Genomic DNA, 14,533 nt, shown 5'->3' on the forward strand with positions numbered 1-14,533 from the left:
ATCCACGACAACCCGGCCCCTGCCCCACGCCAACCGCGGCTCGCCTTGGTCTGACGGGTCCACCGCGGCCCACCGGCCCCCGCCGGTCCCCGGGAACGACGCCCCATCCCCTCGACCCCACCGCCCCTGAACGCCGGAACCCACCGGCCAACGCCACAATCCGTCGACCACGGCCCCGGGCGCGAATGATCAGCTGCCTCGGGCACCCGTGACCAGCGGTGAGCGTGTTCGCCAGGCGGGTGAGTGCGCGGCGCACAGCCCCGCGGCGACCAGCCGGGCGGGAACCCCGCCAACGCGCGCCATCGCCACACCGCGCCACCCCGTCCTGCCCCGCTTGCCCCGTCCTGGGACCGGATCAGCGGTCGTGGTGCGGGGGCCGGTTCTCCAGGAACCAGTCGTCGTCCCGGCGGGTGGTGGCGCTGGGGTCGCGTTCATCGGAGGTGGTCTCCGGCAGGACGTCGCCGAAGACCTCCTCCACGCGGGGGCGGGGGCGTTCCGTCCCGGAGTCGGGGCTGGTCAGCTCTCCTCCAAGCCGCTGATCTGTTCGATGACGAACTGCACCAGGGGGGTGAGGGTGGCCATGCCGTCGCGGACGGCGGAGCGGGAACCGGCCAGGTTGACCACCAGGGTGCTGCCGGAGACGCCGACCACGCCGCGGGAGATGCCCGCGTCGGTGGCGCCCGCGGCCAGGCCGGAGGCGCGGAGGGCCTCGGCGATGCCGGGGATCGGCCGGTCCAGCAGGCCGAGGGTGGCGTCCGGGGTGACGTCCCGGGGCGAGACCCCGGTGCCGCCGACGGTGACCACCAGGTCGACGCCGCCGATGACGGCGGTGTTGAGCGCGTTGCGGATGTCGGTGACCTCGCCGGCCACGGCGACCGTGCCGTCGACGATGAACCCGGCCTCTTCGAGCAGTTCGCCCACCAGCGGACCGGTGGTGTCCTCGTGCTCCTTCTGTGCCACCCGGTCGTCCACAAGCACGACCAATGCCCGTCCCAGGCGCTGCGCGGTGCGTTCCATGCCGATCACGTTAGCTGGCTCTCCCTGGCGGGTGTGGGCGGATACGCGTCCGCGGCGCCGAAGTTCCGCGCGAGGGCTGCGCGAGGCTTCGACGCCGCGGTTCTCGGCCCGGTCGGGTGGTGGTGACCGGGAGGCGTGCGGTCAGCGGGGACCGTTGTCGAGGTTCTGGCTGCCCAGGGTCACCTCGACCACGCGGTCGCCGCCCGCGGTGTTGATGGTCAGCTTGACCTTGCTGCCGGGGGCGTAGGAGCGGACCGCGGCGATCAGCGAGTCGGCGTCCTCGATCCGGCGATTGTCGATCTTGGTGATGACGTCGCCGACCTTGATGCCGGCCTGCTCGGCCGCGCCGCCCTGGGTGACCTGGGAGACGGTGGCACCCTGGGTCTGCTGGTTGCGGGTGGGCTGGCCGAGGCCGACGCCCAGCAGCGAGTGGGTGGCCTTGCCGTTCTTGATCAGCTCTTCGGCGATCCGGCGGACCTGGTCCACCGGGATGGCGAAGCCGAGGCCGATCGAACCGCCCTGCTGCTGACCGCCGGTGGCGGTGCGGATGGCCGAGTTGATGCCGATGACCTTGCCCTGCATGTCCACCAGCGGCCCGCCGGAGTTGCCGGGGTTGATCGAGGCGTCGGTCTGCACCGCGTCCATCACGGTGGCCTGGTCCTGGCTCTCGCCGGTGCGCACCGGGCGCTGCACCGCGCTGACGATGCCGCTGGTGACCGTGCTGGACAGGCCGAACGGGGCGCCGATGGCGACCACCTGCTGGCCGACCCGCAGGTCGTCGGAGCGGCCGAGTTCGGCCGGGGTCAGTCCGGAGACGCCGTCGACCTTGACCACGGCCAGGTCGGAGGTGGCGTCCCGGCCGACGATCTTGGCCTTGGCGGTCCGGCCGTCGTTGAACTGCACCAGGATCTCGCCGCCAGCTGCCGCGGACTCGACCACGTGGTTGTTGGTCAGGATCATGCCGTCACTGCTGAGGACGATGCCCGAGCCCGAACCGGGGGCGCCCTGACCGGTGACCTTGAGCTGCACCACGCTCGGCAGCACCTTCTGCGCCACCTGCTCGATCGAACCCTGCGGCGCCGGGCTGTTGATGTCCTTGGCCGCTGGCTTGGGCTGGTTGAGCGCGTTGCCCGAGGAGGCGCTGGTCGAGGACCCGGCGAGGTTGTAGGCGACCGCGCCGCCGATGCCGCCGCCGATCGCGCCGCCGAGCAGCACCAGCGCGAGGGCGCCTGCCACCAGCTTGCCGCGGCCGCCTGCCTTGCGCTGCTGGGGCACGGTCTGCACCGGCACGCCGAGCGGGTTGGTCAGGGGAGCGCCGTAGCCGGGGCCGCCGGGGGGCGGGTAACCGCCGTGACCGCCGCCGGAGACATCGGAGGACTGGGCGCCGTGGCTTGACGGAGTGCCGTAGGCAGAGCCGGAGTGGGCGCCCGGCGTGCCGGAACCGCTGGGGCTGGCCGCGGTCGGCTGGCCGTAACCGGAGCCCGGCTGCCCGGCGTGCGTGGCGGCGCCGGACTGGCTCGCGCCTCCTGGCTGGGCGCCGGAGTGGCCGAGACCGGACTGGGTGCCGGGGGTCGACTGGGCGGCCGGGGTGCCGGGAGTCGGCTGGGCGCCCGGCGTGCCTGCGGCCGGGGAAGCCTCGCCGAAACCGACATCGGCGAGGCCGCCCGGCTGCGCCGGTGACTGCTGCGGCTGCTGCGGGGCGGCGGCCCAGGGCGAGGCCTGGGGCTGCTCCGCGGGGGTGGTGCCCTCGGCTGACTGCTGCGGGCGCTCTGGCTGGTGGCCCGGAGCGCCGGGGGTGTTCTCGGTCATGGCACTCACTCTGGGGCGCGGACCTGAGAACGTGCTGAGACCCAGCTTTGGCTCTCTTGTGTTTCCGCCGTGAGTTGCTCTCAGCTTCCGGCGGCGCGCAGGCGTTCGGCGATCTGCTCCGGGGTGGCGTCGTTGATCCAGACCGCCATGCCGGACTCCGAGCCCGCCAGGTACTTCAGCTTGTCCGCGGTACGCAGCACCGAGAAGACCTGCAGGTGCAGCCAGGACAGCTCCTTCGGCGCGCGCACCGGGCCCTGGTTCCAGGCCGCGATGTAGGGCAGCGGCCGGTCGTAGAGGCGGTCCAGGCGGGCGAGGACGTCCAGGTACAGCAGCGCGAAGTCGTCGCGCTGGGCCGGGGTCAGCTCCGGGATGTCGGCGCACTGGCTGCGCGGGGCCAGGATGACCTCCACCGGCCAGCGGGCGGCCGGGGGCACCAGGGCGACCCAGTGCTCGCTGGTGGCGACCAGGCGGGCGCGCTGGGTGAGTTCGGCCTCGATCACATCGCCCAGGACGTGGGTGCCGTGCTGGGCGCGATAGTCCTTGGCGGTGGCCAGCAAACGTTCGGTGCGCGGGGTGACGAACGGGTAGGCGTAGATCTGTCCGTGCGGGTGGTGCAGGGTGACGCCGATCTCCTCGCCCCGGTTCTCGAAGCAGAAGACCTGCTCGACCCCTGGCAGCGCGCCGAGTTCGGCACTGCGGTCGGCCCAGGCGTCCACCACGGTGCGCACCCGGCCAGGGGTCAGCGCGGCGAAGGCGGAGTTGTGGTCGGAGGTGAAGCAGACCACCTCGCAGCGGCCGTAACCCGGACGGCGTTCGGCCATCGGCAGACCGTCCACAGTGGACGGAACCGGCGGCACGTGCTGGGACAGCGACGGGAAGCGGTTCTCGAACACCGCCACGTCGTAGCTCGACTCGGGAATCTCCGTCGGCCGTCCCGGCGTGGTGGGGCACAACGGGCACAGGTCGGCCGGTGGTTTGTAAGTGCGGGTCTGCCGGTGCGAGGCCATCGCCACCCACTCGCCGGTGAGCGGGTCCCGGCGGATCTCCGAGCTGGGCTTCTGCTCGGGCAGGTCCCTGGTGTCCACCGCGGTGCGCGCGGGGGCGTCCTCGGTGTCGTCGAAGTAGATGATCTCGCGGCCGTCGGCGAGCTTGGCCGTCGTGCGCCTCACGCCAGCTCCTCGGCACGGGACCGTGCGGACACGGGGGCGAGCACCAGCTCGCCGACCTGCTCGGACAGGACCTGCCGGGCCTCGGAGCCCAGTCCCTCGTCAGTGATCAGCACATCCGCCTCATCGAGGTCGGCGATCGTGGAGATGCCGACCGTGCCCCATTTGGTGTTGTCCGCGAGCACGACCAGCCTGCTGGCCGCGTCGACCAGCGCGCGGTCGGTCTCGCTCTCGTTCAGGTTCGGCGTGGTGAACCCGGCCTGCGGCGCCATCCCGTGCACGCCCAGGTAGACCACGTCCAGGTGCAGCGCGCGCAACGCCTGCACCGCCACCGGGCCGACCAGCGCGTCCGACGGCGTGCGCACCCCGCCGGTGAGCACCACGGTCCGGTCGGTGCGGCCGCGCTGCTGCAGCACGTCGGCCACCCGGATCGAGTTGGTCACCACGGTCAGGTCCGGCACGTCGTCGAGGTAGCGGGCCATGGTCCAGGTGGTCGTCCCGGCGGACAGGCCGATCGCGGTGCCCGGTCGCACCATGCCGGCGGCCAGCGCGGCGATGGACTCCTTCTCCGGCAGCTGGCGCACCGACTTGGCCTCGAACCCCGGCTCGTCGGTGCTGCGCCCGGCCACCGAGGTGGCGCCGCCGTAAACCTTTTCCACCAGTCCCCTGCGGGCCAGCACGTCCAGGTCTCGGCGCACTGTCATGTCCGAGACCGCGAGCCGGGTCACCAGGTCGGAGACCCGGACCGCACCGGTGCGCCGGATCTCCTCCAGGATCACCGCCTGCCGCTGCCGAGCGAGCACCTCTACCCCTCTTCCCGCGCCACGGCGACCACGCCGGCCGGCACCGTCAGCGCGACCAGCCACGTTACGGGTTCACCGGCCCGCCGGGCGCGTCGACGCACCACCGCGTCCCCGCTCGTGACCTGGGTAACGGGTGCGACACCAGGACTTGCGCGGACCACACCGGCCCACCCGGTGTCCACAGTGGACCCGAGCGGCCCGCGACGGAGACGCTCGGCCTCCTCGGTCAGCCAGCTCGACACGGACTCAAGCCTGACTCACAACAACCGCACACGTCAAACATAGTCGAACATCGGAGGTTGTTGGTCCGTGTTTGACTGGTTCACCTATCTGAACCCGCCTAACGAACCGGCATCTTCTTACGCTGTCTGGCCTGACCGGAGCTTTCCCGCCCTTGACACCGGACCGTGGCGGCTACCACATTGTGCGCAACTTTGTTGGAAATAGTTCGATACAACCTGGTAGCCGCGACAGGAGTCACCATGGCCAACACACCGTTACCGCCCAACCCGCTGCTCGGCCGTCGCACCGTGCTCAAGGGCCTGCTCGGCGCCTCCGCGCTGGCCGCCGTGCCCGGCCTGGCCGCCTGTGGTTCCGGCGGATCCGCCGGTGACGGCAAGACGGTGGGCTTCGGCTCCAACTACTCCGACGCGGTGCCGCGCGAGGGCATCGCCGCGGTGCTGGAGACCTTCAAGCAGCAGAACGGGCTTGAGGTCAAAATCAACACCAAGGACCACGAGACCTACCAGCAGCAGATCAACAACTACCTGCAGGGCAAGCCGGACGACGTCTGGTCCTGGTTCGCCGGCTACCGGATGCGCTTCTTCGCCAGCAAGGGCCTGGCCGGGGACCTCACCGAGCTGTGGAAGACCATCGGGGACAACTTCACCCCGGCCCAGAAGGAAGCGGCCACCGGCAGCGACGGCAAGCAGTACTTCGTGCCGTTCTACTCCTACCCGTGGGCGGTCTTCTACCGGCCGAGCATCTGGAAGCAGCGCGGCTACGCGGTGCCCAAGACCTTCGACGAACTGATCGCGCTCGGCACCAGGATGAAGTCCGACGGCATCGTGCCGATGGCGGTGGGGCAGAAGAACGGCTGGCCGCAGCTGGGCACCTTCGACCAGCTCAACCTGCGCACCAACGGCTACGACTTCCACGTCAGCCTGATGGCCGGCAAGGAGGACTGGCAGGGCAAGAAGGTCCGCGACGTCTTCGACAACTGGAAGCGGATGTTGCCGCTGTACCAGGAGAACCCGCTGGGCCGGGAGTGGCAGGAAGCCGCGCAGACCATCCAGCAGGGCAAGGGCGGCATGATGATCGTCGGGTCCCAGCAGATCGGTCAGCAGATGAAGAACGAGCTGAACGACCTGGACTTCTTCGCCTTCCCCGAGATCAACCCGGCCTACGGCACGGACACCGTGGAAGCCCCGATCGACGGCTTCATGCTGGCCAAGAAGCCCGGCAACGAGGACGGCGCGCGCAAGCTGCTGACCTACCTGGCCAGCCCGGCCGCGCAGCTGGCCTACCTCAAGACCGACCCGGTGACCATCGCGGCCAGCGGCAAGGCCGACACCGGCGGCTACAACGAGCTGCAGAAGAAGTGCGTGAAGTTCGTGGCCGAGGCCAAGCACATCACCCAGTTCCTGGACCGCGACACCGACCCGCGCTTCGCCAACGACGCGGCGATCAACGGGGTCAACGCCTTCCTGACCAACCCGAACGACATCAACTCGGTGCTCAAGGGCATGGCCGACCAGGCCAAGAACATCTTCACGGGCTGAGGCTGATGACTGTTCTGGAGCAGGCGCCCGCCGCCACGAGCGCGCCGCCACGCAAGCGCAGGCGGCGCCGGGCCAGCGCGTTCACCACCGCCGACAAACTGGTGCTCACGGTGATGCTCGGCGTCCCCTCGCTGCTGCACCTTGGCCTGGTGTGGTTTCCCACGCTGGGCTCGATCCTGTTGTCCTTCACCGAATGGGACGGCATCGGCGGGGTGGCGGACATCGCCTTCGTCGGGGTGCAGAACTACACCGACATCCTCACCACCTACCCGCGCTTCTGGCCCGCGCTGTGGAACAACCTGACCTGGCTGGTGTTCCTGCTGGTGCTGCCAACCCTGTTCGGGTTGTTCATGGCGGTGCTGCTGGACCGCAAGCTGCGCATGGGCCGGATCTACCAGAGCGTGCTGTACCTGCCGATGATGCTGTCGCTGGCCCTGATCGGGTTCATCTGGCAGCTCATCTACCAGCCGGACCAGGGACTGCTGAACAACCTGCTGGGCACCGCCAACGATCATCCGACCAACTGGCTGGGTGATCCGGACATCAACCTGTACGCGGTGCTGGTGGCCGCGGGCTGGCGGCACGCCGGGTACGTGATGCTGCTGTTCCTGGCCGGGCTCAAGGCGGTGGACCCCTCGCTGAAGGAGGCCGCCGCGCTGGACGGCGCGACCGGCTGGCAGACCTTCTGGCACGTCACGCTGCCCGCGCTCAAGCCGGTGAACATCGTGGTGCTGGTGATCACGGTGATCGAGTCGCTGCGGGCCTTCGACATCGTCTACATCATCAACAAGGGCAGGCAGGGGCTGGAGCTGCTGTCCATCCTGGTCACCGACAACATCATCGGCGAGGCCAGCCGGATCGGCTGGGGCTCGGCGCTGGCCGTGGTGCTGCTGCTGATCTCGATGGGCTTCATCATCACCTACCTGATGCAGACCTTCCGCAAGGAGGAGCGGCCGTGACCGTCACGAACAACACGGCCACCGGCCGGGCCGGGCGGATCGCGCTGCACACCTTCCTGGGCGCGACCTGCCTGGTGTGGCTGGCCCCGGTGCTGTGGGCGGCCTTCGCCTCGCTGCGCACCATCGAGGACACCAACAAGAACGGCTACTTCTCCTGGCCCACCGAGCTGACCCTGGACAACTTCGGCAAGGCCTGGGAGCAGGCGGACCTGCCGCACTACTACCTGAACACGCTGATCATCACCATCCCGGCGCTGCTGATCACGTTGTTCTTCAGCTCGATGGTCGCCTTTGTGGTCTCCCGCTTCAGCTTCCGCTTCAACCTGGCGCTGCTGATGCTGTTCACCGCTGGCAACCTGTTCCCGCAGCAGGTGATCGTCACCCCGCTGTACCGGCTGTACCGGCTGATCGAGGTGCCGGAGTGGCTCAGTGACTCGGGCACGCTGCTGGACTCCCAGCTCGGCGTGATCCTGATCCACGTCGCCTTCCAGACCGGGTTCTGCGTCTTCGTGCTCAGCAACTACATGAAGACCATCCCGATGGAGCTGACCGAGGCGGCCAGGGTGGACGGGGCCGGGGTGTTCCGGCAGTACTGGCAGGTGATCCTGCCGCTGTGCCGTCCGGTGCTGGCCGCACTGGCCACGCTGGAGTTCACCTGGATCTACAACGACTTCCTGTGGGCGCTGGTGCTGATCCAGACCGGGGACAAGATGCCGATCACCTCGGCACTGAACAACCTCGGCGGCCAGTTCTTCAAGGACAACAACCTGATCGCGGCAGGCTCACTGCTGGTCGCGGTGCCCACACTGGTCGTCTTCTTCACCCTGCAACGCCATTTCGTCGCCGGGCTCACCCTCGGGTCGACGAAGGGCTGACTCGGCAAGGGACTCCCCGCGTCGCCTTCTTCCGGGGGCGACGCGGGGTTCCAGTCTCAGGTCGCGGCGAACTCGTACACGAGTTCATACCTGTCGCCGACCAGCACCATGTCGTTGATCTCCACCGGCCGCCCGGTGCTGTCGTAGGCGACCCGGGTCACCGCGAGCACCGGTGTGCCTGGTGCCAAGCGCAACGCGGTCAGTTCCTGTTGCGTCGCAGGGCGGGTGGAGACCGACTCGACGAAGTGGTCCAGGGTGTGTCCGGCCTCGTCCAGCACTCCGTAGATGCCGGTCGGCCCCGGGTTGTCCTGCTCGATGGCGGTCCCCGCGGTGATTGACCTTGGCAGCCGGGAAACCGCGAGCTGCACCGGTTGGCCGTCCGCACTCATAATCCGCTGCCGAACGGTCACCTCGTCTCCAGCCTCGATGTCGAGCGCATCAGCGATCCGCTCTCCTGCGGGCTCGAAGCGCACAACCACCTCGACCGCCGGTGTGAAGCCACTCGCCTCCGCATCAGCCAGGAATGCTCCCCGCCCTGCCTGACGGGTTTCCCGGCTCAACCGGTTTCGGCTCAAGCGTTGGACAACCGGACGGTCCCGAACGAAGACGCCGGCGCCTGGCCTGCTGACCACCCAGCCCTCGACTCGCAGCAGGTCAATGGCGTTCTGCACGGTCTGGCGAGCCACGTCGTACCGCTTCATCAACGCCGAGCCGCTGGGCAGCTGATGGCCAGGGCGGTACTCGCCCTGCTCGATCGCGGTTCGTAGGTCCGCCGCGATCCGCCGGTAGGGCTGTTCGCTGCCTTCTGCCTGGTTTCCGCGTTCCTCAGCCACGCAACCAGCCTATACCGACCCTTCTAGACAGGTTGAGGACAGGGTGCTACGGTGCTCGCAAGCAATCTAGATTGATCAGTCTAGATTGATCGTGATTCTCAAGGTGGGAGGCCCCGATGGCTGATCCACGCCGTTGTCTCACCTGCAACAACAAAGGGCTGATCATGGCCAACTGCAACACCCCGCCGTACTGGCGGCCATGCCCGGACCCGTGGTGCCCGTCCCAGGGATCAGGCGAGCCCAGCCCAGTCCCCGAGACGCCGGTGCACGACGCCGAACAACAGCAACCCGATCGGCCATGTGACACAACGGAAAGCGAACGGAAGGCGTGCGATGAAGCCGATCACCAGTCCAGTGTGGCGGTCCTCCCGCACGCGCCAGGTGTGCACGGAACTGCGCGCGCTGCGCAAGGCGCGGCGGATGACGCTATGGCAAGTGGCCCGCGCGCTCAGCTGCTCGGTGACCAAGCTGCAGCGGATGGAGACCGGCCGACGCGGGCTGAAGGTGGATGACGTCTCGGCGCTGCTCACCTACTACCAGGTGCCGCCAGCCGAGCGAGAGCGTCTGCTTGGCCTGGTCGGCGCCCTCAGTTCCCGGGGATGGTGGCAGCTCCCCGGTGCCGGGATACCCGAGGACTGGCATCAGACGATCGCTTTGGAGGACGAGGCCACCGTCATCCGCGACTACGCGCTCGGGGTTGTGCCCGTCCTGCTCCGGACGCCCGACTACGCCCGCGCTCTGCTGACTCCCCTGAACACGGACCTCGCCGAGCCAGACCTCAACCGCTTGGTCGCGACTCAGTTGAACCGCCAGCTCATCCTCAGCCGCCCCAATCCACCCCAACTGCATTGCCTGGTTGACGAAAGCGCCCTGTTGAGACCGGTTGGTGGCACTGCGGTACTGGCACGCCAGCTCAGAGCGCTGGCCGTGGTGGCCGAGCGACCAAACGTCACCGTTCGGATAGTGCCCATCGATGCCGGGGCACACCCCGGTGTGCATGGATCGTTGACGCTGCTGGAGTTCACCGGCGGTCCGCCGATGGCGCGGACATCCGGCACCCAGAAGTTCCAGGACTCGGGCTCGGTCGTGGATCGGGCTTGGCGGGACTGGATCGGGCTGGCGTGGCACGCGCTCCCCGCGGAGGCAACCGGCCGGCTTGTGTCTGACCAAGCGGATACATTGCGCCGCAACGACCTTGCTCGGCTGAACGCGGCCAGGTGACCGCCGGTCCGCCGGTCACCGCAGCCCATCGGTGACCGGTCTGGCTGGTCAGTGCTGCGGCTGCCCCGGTTCCGGGAACCCCTCGGCGTGGAAGGTCTCGGACGGATTTCCCGGCAGCCACAACGACATCAGCGCGCCGCCCTCGGGCGAGCGGCCCGCGGTGACCGTGCCGCCGTGCCGTTGCGCCACCTGCTTCACGATCGCCAGTCCCAGCCCGGAACCGGGCAGGGTGCGTGCCTCGGTGGAGCGGTAGAAGCGCTCGAAGACGTGTGGCAGGTCGGATTCGGCGATGCCGGGACCGCTGTCGGCCACCTCCAGCACCACCGCCTGGGCCCCGGCCTGGCGCAGTTCCACCCGCACCCGGCCGTCCGGCGGACTCCACTTGACCGCGTTGTCCAGCAGGTTCATCACCGCCCGCTCCAGCGCGTTGGCGTCCCCGACCAGGGTCCACGGCCGCAACCGGATGTCCAGGCTGACCCCGGGTGCGCGGCGGCGGGCCCGGTCCAGCGCCCGCTCCACCACGTCGACCAGCTCGACCGACTCGTGCACCACCAGCGGCGCGTCGTCCCGGGCCAGTTCGACCAGGTCGCCGATCAGCGTGGTCAGCTCCTCGATCTGCGCGCGTACATCGGCGTAGATCTCGACCCGGTCCTCATCGGAGAGCCGGTACTTCGCGTCGGCCTGCTGGGAGGCGACCAGCAGTTCCAGGTTGGTGCGCAAGGAGGTCAGCGGGGTGCGCAGCTCGTGCCCGGCGTCGGCGACGAGTCTGCGCTGGCGTTCCTGGGAGTCGGCCAGCGCGCCGAGCATGGCGTTGAAGCTGTTGGTCAGCCTGGCCAGCTCGTCGTCCTCGCTGGTGACCGGGATCGGTTGCAGGTCACCGGTTCTGGCCACGTGCTCGGCGGCCTTGGTGAGCCGCTGCACCGGCCGGATCGCGGTCCGCGCCACCGCCAGCCCACCGGCGGCGGCCAGCACGATGCCCGCGCCGCCGACCGCGAACAGCACCCAGGCCAGCCTGCCCAGGGTGTCCCTGGTCGGCTTGAGCGGCTGGGCCACCACAAGTGCGGCGTTGCGGTACACCGGCACCGCGATCACCCGCTGGTCGCTGCGCGCGTCGGTCCGGATGGAATGGTCCTGGTGCCCGCTGATCACCGAGATCTCGTCCGGCCCGACCGGGACCGGCGGTGAGTTGAGCGGCGAGGTCACCTTGACCCGCCCGTCCGGCAGCGTCTCGGCCAGCCCGACCCGCAGGTCGATCGCGTCGAAGATGGCCGCGGACTGCCGCTCCAGCTCGATGCCCTGGCCGAGCGCGCTGTCCGCGATCACGTTGGCCCGGCTGAGCAACTGCTCGTCCAGCTCGCTGTAGAGGCTGCGGAACACGGTGAAGTAGGCGGCCACCGACACCAGGGCGACCGCGGTGCCCACGCCGATCGCGGCGAAGAGGGTGAGCCGGTTCTGCAGGGTGACCCGCTGCATGCGGGGCTGGTGCGCGTCACGGCCGACGCGCACGGTGGGCACTTCGCTCACGGAGGCGTCTCCCGCAGTACATAGCCGACCCCGCGCACCGTGTGCAGCAGGCGGGGTTCGCCGTTGGCCTCGGTTTTGCGGCGCAGGTAGCCGACGTAGACCTCAAGGGCGTTGCCCGAGGTGGGGAAGTCGTAGCCCCACACCTCCTCGAGGATGCGGCCCCTGGTCAGGACCTGTCTCGGGTGGTGCAGGAAGAGTTCGAGCAGGGAGAACTCGGTGCGGGTCAGGCTGATCGGCCTGCCTGCCCGGTTGACGTCCCTGGTGCCGGGGTCCAGGTCCAGGTCGGCGAACTTGAGCGTGGCCAGCTGGGCGTTGGCGTTGGCGTTGTCCTGTTCCGGGCCGACCCGGCGCAGCAGCGCGCGCAGCCGGGCCAGCAGCTCCTCCAGGGCGAAGGGTTTGGGCAGGTAGTCATCGGCGCCCGCGTCCAGGCCGGCGACCCGGTCGGAGACCGCGTCCCTGGCGGTGAGCACCAGGATGGGCAGGTCGTCGCCGGTGCCGCGCAGCCGCCTGCACACCTCCAGGCCGTCCACCCTGGGCATCATGACGTCCAGCACCATCGCGTCCGGCCGGTTGTGCCCCAGCACCTCCAGGGCCTGCTGACCGTCATTGGCCAGCTCCACCTGGTAGCCGTTGAACTGGAGGGACCGCCGCAACGACTCCCGAACGGCTCGGTCGTCGTCCACAACGAGGATGCGCATACCGGTAGTCTGACCCGTTTCCTTAAGAGCCGCCTGAGAGCACGCTGAACTGCGACCAGCAAAAACTATCGTTCGCGCGGCCTGGGCGCGTCCCAGCGCCGCCAGAGCGCGAGCAGCCGGAGCCCGCAGATCAGCGCGGCGGCCACCACCGCGGTCGGGCCGGCGGGCAGGCTCAGCCGGTGGCCGATGGCGACCACGATCGCGCCGGTCAGCGCGGCCACCGCGTAGATCTCCTGGCGCAGCACGGTGGGGATCTCGCGCAGCAGCAGGTCGCGCAGGGCGCCGCCGCCGATGCCGGTGGTCATGCCGATCAGGCAGGCGGTGTACACCGGCACGCCCGCGGCCAGCGCGGTGGTGGTGCCGCCGGTGGTGAACAGGCCGAGGCCGACCGCGTCGGCCAGCAGCACGGCCCGGCGCAGTTTGGCCACCTGCGGATGGAAGGCGAACACCAGCAGGCCGGTGGCCGCGGAGACCAGCAGGTAGGGCCAGGTGCGCAGGGCGGTGGGCGGGTGGATGCCGAGCAGCACATCCCGGATGATCCCGCCGCCGAGTGCGGTGGTCATGGCGAGCACGACCACCCCGAACACGTCGAGCCGGGCCCGCACCGCGGCCAGTGCCCCGGAGGCGGCGAAGACCGCGATGCCGACGAGTTCGAGGACGGTCAGCAGCACCAGCGGATCTTAGGCAGCCAGGTCAGAAATAGTCGGCCATCCTGGCCGTGCCCGGTGCGCCTACCAGCAGGTCCAGCAGTGCGGTGTGTTCGGGATCGCCCCGCAGCAGGCCCGCCCGGCGGAGTCCGGCGGTACTGGCCGAGCCGGAATACCAGGCGCCGAGGCCGCGGGCGGTGATCCGGACCACGCCGGCGCCGCCGGGTTCCACCGCGACCTCGCCGTTCTTGACGATCAGCCGCTGCCGCCCGGCCTGCCAGGGCGCGTGCCGGTCCTCGATCTCCAGGTCCACGGTCGCATCGTCCAGGTAGGGCGCGGTCGGCCAGCCACGGGCGGCCACCGCGGCGGGCAGGTCGACCACCCGCAGCAGCCAGGGCTGGGTGCGCTTCTTACCGTCCAGGCCGGACCACTCCAGCACGCCGAGCAGGGTCTCGTCGGCGATGTGCAACTTCACCCGGTCGAGCAGCCCGGTCCAGGAGCCGATCGAGTCGAGCAGGCCGAGCGCGACCTCGGGGGTGTCCGCGACCAGCTCCCAGACCTCCAGCACCCGCTCCTTGCGATCGGGCTGGGCGAGCAGATAGCCGCCGTCGGTGACCAGCGAGGCATCGGCGTCGAGCAGCTGGCTGGCCCGGAAGGACCTGGTGCGGCGGTCCAGCATGCCGTCAACGGACTGGGCCATCCGGTGGTAGCAGTCCTGCATGGCCGGGACGTCGGACTCGGTGGCCGCGCGCAGCTCGATCGCGCTGCGGCGGCCCTGGAAGGCGTGCACGGGCAGGTCGATGGACTCCAGCACGCCGCCGCGTTCCCAGCCTCGGCCGCGGTAGAGCGCGGGCACGGTCGGGTACAGCGCGCTGATCGGCTGCCCGTCGGCGCGCATCGTGGCAAGGATGGTGTCCAGCAGCGCGCTGCCCACGCCCTTGCCGCGGGCCTGCGGGGCGACCGCGACGCTGGCGATGCCGCCCATCGGCACCGCCCGCCCGCCGAAGAACTGCCGGTACGGCCGGATCATGGCGAACCCGGTGCGCTCGCCGCCGGTCTCGGCGACGAACCCGCGCCAGCTGGTTTCCCCGCGCCACAGCTCGGGTGTCTCCTTGGGGCCGCCGAAGGGCACCCCGCGCAGCCGCCAGGCCGCGTCCGCGTCGCTGGACCGGTAGTCCCGAACCGTCACGTCTCCCACAA

15 protein-coding genes are annotated in these 14,533 nt (G+C 69.9%); 4 read left to right on the forward strand and 11 right to left on the reverse strand.

Going from position 1 to position 14,533, the window contains the following annotated elements; translation table 11 throughout:
• Nucleotides 1-355: 355 nt before the first annotated feature.
• The 6 genes from ACTOWY_RS11615 to ACTOWY_RS11640 all read right to left on the reverse strand — a co-directional run bounded on the left by ACTOWY_RS11615 (nucleotide 356) and on the right by ACTOWY_RS11640 (nucleotide 5,037).
• Complete coding sequence (locus tag ACTOWY_RS11615) at nucleotides 356-478, reverse strand: hypothetical protein (RefSeq protein ID WP_441309612.1); 123 nt, start codon at nucleotides 476-478, stop codon at nucleotides 356-358.
• A 38-nt stretch (nucleotides 479-516) separates the two neighbouring features.
• Nucleotides 517-1,017 carry a MogA/MoaB family molybdenum cofactor biosynthesis protein gene (locus tag ACTOWY_RS11620; RefSeq protein ID WP_441309613.1) on the reverse strand — a complete coding sequence of 167 codons (501 nt, stop codon included), beginning with the start codon at nucleotides 1,015-1,017 and terminating at the stop codon, nucleotides 517-519.
• A gap of 141 nt (nucleotides 1,018-1,158) precedes the next feature.
• Complete coding sequence (locus ACTOWY_RS11625) at nucleotides 1,159-2,826, reverse strand: trypsin-like peptidase domain-containing protein (protein WP_441309614.1); 1,668 nt, start codon at nucleotides 2,824-2,826, stop codon at nucleotides 1,159-1,161.
• 80 nt (nucleotides 2,827-2,906) lie between these two features.
• On the reverse strand, nucleotides 2,907-3,995 hold the full coding sequence (gene galT, locus ACTOWY_RS11630; RefSeq protein WP_441309615.1) for a galactose-1-phosphate uridylyltransferase: 1,089 nt from the start codon (nucleotides 3,993-3,995) through the stop codon (nucleotides 2,907-2,909).
• Nucleotides 3,992-4,795 (reverse strand): DeoR/GlpR family DNA-binding transcription regulator, encoded by an 804-nt coding sequence (locus ACTOWY_RS11635; RefSeq protein WP_441309616.1) that lies wholly within the window; start codon nucleotides 4,793-4,795, stop codon nucleotides 3,992-3,994. Before ACTOWY_RS11635 ends, galT begins: the two co-directional genes overlap by 4 nt.
• Nucleotides 4,796-4,797: 2 nt before the next feature.
• The gene (locus ACTOWY_RS11640; protein WP_441309617.1) at nucleotides 4,798-5,037 is read right to left on the reverse strand and encodes a hypothetical protein; all 240 of its coding nucleotides are present in this window, start codon (nucleotides 5,035-5,037) and stop codon (nucleotides 4,798-4,800) included.
• A gap of 240 nt (nucleotides 5,038-5,277) precedes the next feature.
• Between ACTOWY_RS11640 and ACTOWY_RS11645 the strand changes: the two genes are divergently transcribed.
• Genes ACTOWY_RS11645 through ACTOWY_RS11655 form a run of 3 tightly spaced genes read left to right on the forward strand, consistent with a single transcriptional unit; the run spans nucleotide 5,278 to nucleotide 8,410 of the window.
• Nucleotides 5,278-6,576, forward strand: a complete 1,299-nt coding sequence (locus ACTOWY_RS11645; RefSeq protein ID WP_441309618.1) for an ABC transporter substrate-binding protein — start codon at nucleotides 5,278-5,280, stop codon at nucleotides 6,574-6,576.
• A gap of 5 nt (nucleotides 6,577-6,581) precedes the next feature.
• The gene (locus ACTOWY_RS11650; RefSeq protein WP_441309619.1) at nucleotides 6,582-7,535 is read left to right on the forward strand and encodes a carbohydrate ABC transporter permease; all 954 of its coding nucleotides are present in this window, start codon (nucleotides 6,582-6,584) and stop codon (nucleotides 7,533-7,535) included.
• Entirely contained in the window at nucleotides 7,532-8,410 is an 879-nt protein-coding gene (locus ACTOWY_RS11655) for a carbohydrate ABC transporter permease (RefSeq protein ID WP_441309620.1), read from the forward strand. The genes ACTOWY_RS11650 and ACTOWY_RS11655 overlap by 4 nt, the downstream gene beginning before the upstream one ends.
• A gap of 56 nt (nucleotides 8,411-8,466) precedes the next feature.
• Here ACTOWY_RS11655 and ACTOWY_RS11660 read toward each other — a convergent pair whose 3' ends face one another.
• Nucleotides 8,467-9,243: a GntR family transcriptional regulator gene (locus tag ACTOWY_RS11660; RefSeq protein ID WP_441309621.1), complete on the reverse strand. Its 777-nt coding sequence runs from the start codon at nucleotides 9,241-9,243 to the stop codon at nucleotides 8,467-8,469.
• Between the two features lie 333 nt (nucleotides 9,244-9,576).
• Here ACTOWY_RS11660 and ACTOWY_RS11665 point away from each other — a divergent pair, with 333 nt between their 5' ends.
• On the forward strand, nucleotides 9,577-10,464 hold the full coding sequence (locus ACTOWY_RS11665) for a helix-turn-helix domain-containing protein (RefSeq protein ID WP_441309622.1): 888 nt from the start codon (nucleotides 9,577-9,579) through the stop codon (nucleotides 10,462-10,464).
• Nucleotides 10,465-10,512: 48 nt separating this feature from the next.
• Here ACTOWY_RS11665 and ACTOWY_RS11670 read toward each other — a convergent pair whose 3' ends face one another.
• The 4 genes from ACTOWY_RS11670 to ACTOWY_RS11685 all read right to left on the reverse strand — a co-directional run bounded on the left by ACTOWY_RS11670 (nucleotide 10,513) and on the right by ACTOWY_RS11685 (nucleotide 14,531).
• Nucleotides 10,513-11,937, reverse strand: a complete 1,425-nt coding sequence (locus ACTOWY_RS11670; RefSeq protein ID WP_441309856.1) for an ATP-binding protein — start codon at nucleotides 11,935-11,937, stop codon at nucleotides 10,513-10,515.
• A 47-nt stretch (nucleotides 11,938-11,984) separates the two neighbouring features.
• The gene (locus ACTOWY_RS11675; protein WP_441309623.1) at nucleotides 11,985-12,686 is read right to left on the reverse strand and encodes a response regulator transcription factor; all 702 of its coding nucleotides are present in this window, start codon (nucleotides 12,684-12,686) and stop codon (nucleotides 11,985-11,987) included.
• Between the two features lie 65 nt (nucleotides 12,687-12,751).
• Entirely contained in the window at nucleotides 12,752-13,357 is a 606-nt protein-coding gene (locus ACTOWY_RS11680; protein WP_441309624.1) for a trimeric intracellular cation channel family protein, read from the reverse strand.
• A gap of 22 nt (nucleotides 13,358-13,379) precedes the next feature.
• The gene (locus ACTOWY_RS11685; protein WP_441309625.1) at nucleotides 13,380-14,531 is read right to left on the reverse strand and encodes a GNAT family N-acetyltransferase; all 1,152 of its coding nucleotides are present in this window, start codon (nucleotides 14,529-14,531) and stop codon (nucleotides 13,380-13,382) included.
• Nucleotides 14,532-14,533: the final 2 nt, after the last annotated feature.

The sequence above is a fragment of the Crossiella sp. CA198 genome, assembly GCF_052078295.1.
Lineage (GTDB): Bacteria > Actinomycetota > Actinomycetes > Mycobacteriales > Pseudonocardiaceae > Crossiella.

Coding starts and splice junctions, on each gene's coding strand:
- ACTOWY_RS11620 (WP_441309613.1), bottom strand. CDS start 1,017: ATGGAACGCACCGCGCAGCGCCTGGGACGGGCATTGGTCGTGCTTGTG.
- ACTOWY_RS11670 (WP_441309856.1), bottom strand. CDS start 11,937: ATGCAGCGGGTCACCCTGCAGAACCGGCTCACCCTCTTCGCCGCGATC.
- ACTOWY_RS11675 (WP_441309623.1), bottom strand. CDS start 12,686: ATGCGCATCCTCGTTGTGGACGACGACCGAGCCGTTCGGGAGTCGTTG.
- ACTOWY_RS11665 (WP_441309622.1), top strand. CDS start 9,577: ATGAAGCCGATCACCAGTCCAGTGTGGCGGTCCTCCCGCACGCGCCAG.
- ACTOWY_RS11650 (WP_441309619.1), top strand. CDS start 6,582: ATGACTGTTCTGGAGCAGGCGCCCGCCGCCACGAGCGCGCCGCCACGC.
- ACTOWY_RS11645 (WP_441309618.1), top strand. CDS start 5,278: ATGGCCAACACACCGTTACCGCCCAACCCGCTGCTCGGCCGTCGCACC.
- ACTOWY_RS11625 (WP_441309614.1), bottom strand. CDS start 2,826: ATGACCGAGAACACCCCCGGCGCTCCGGGCCACCAGCCAGAGCGCCCG.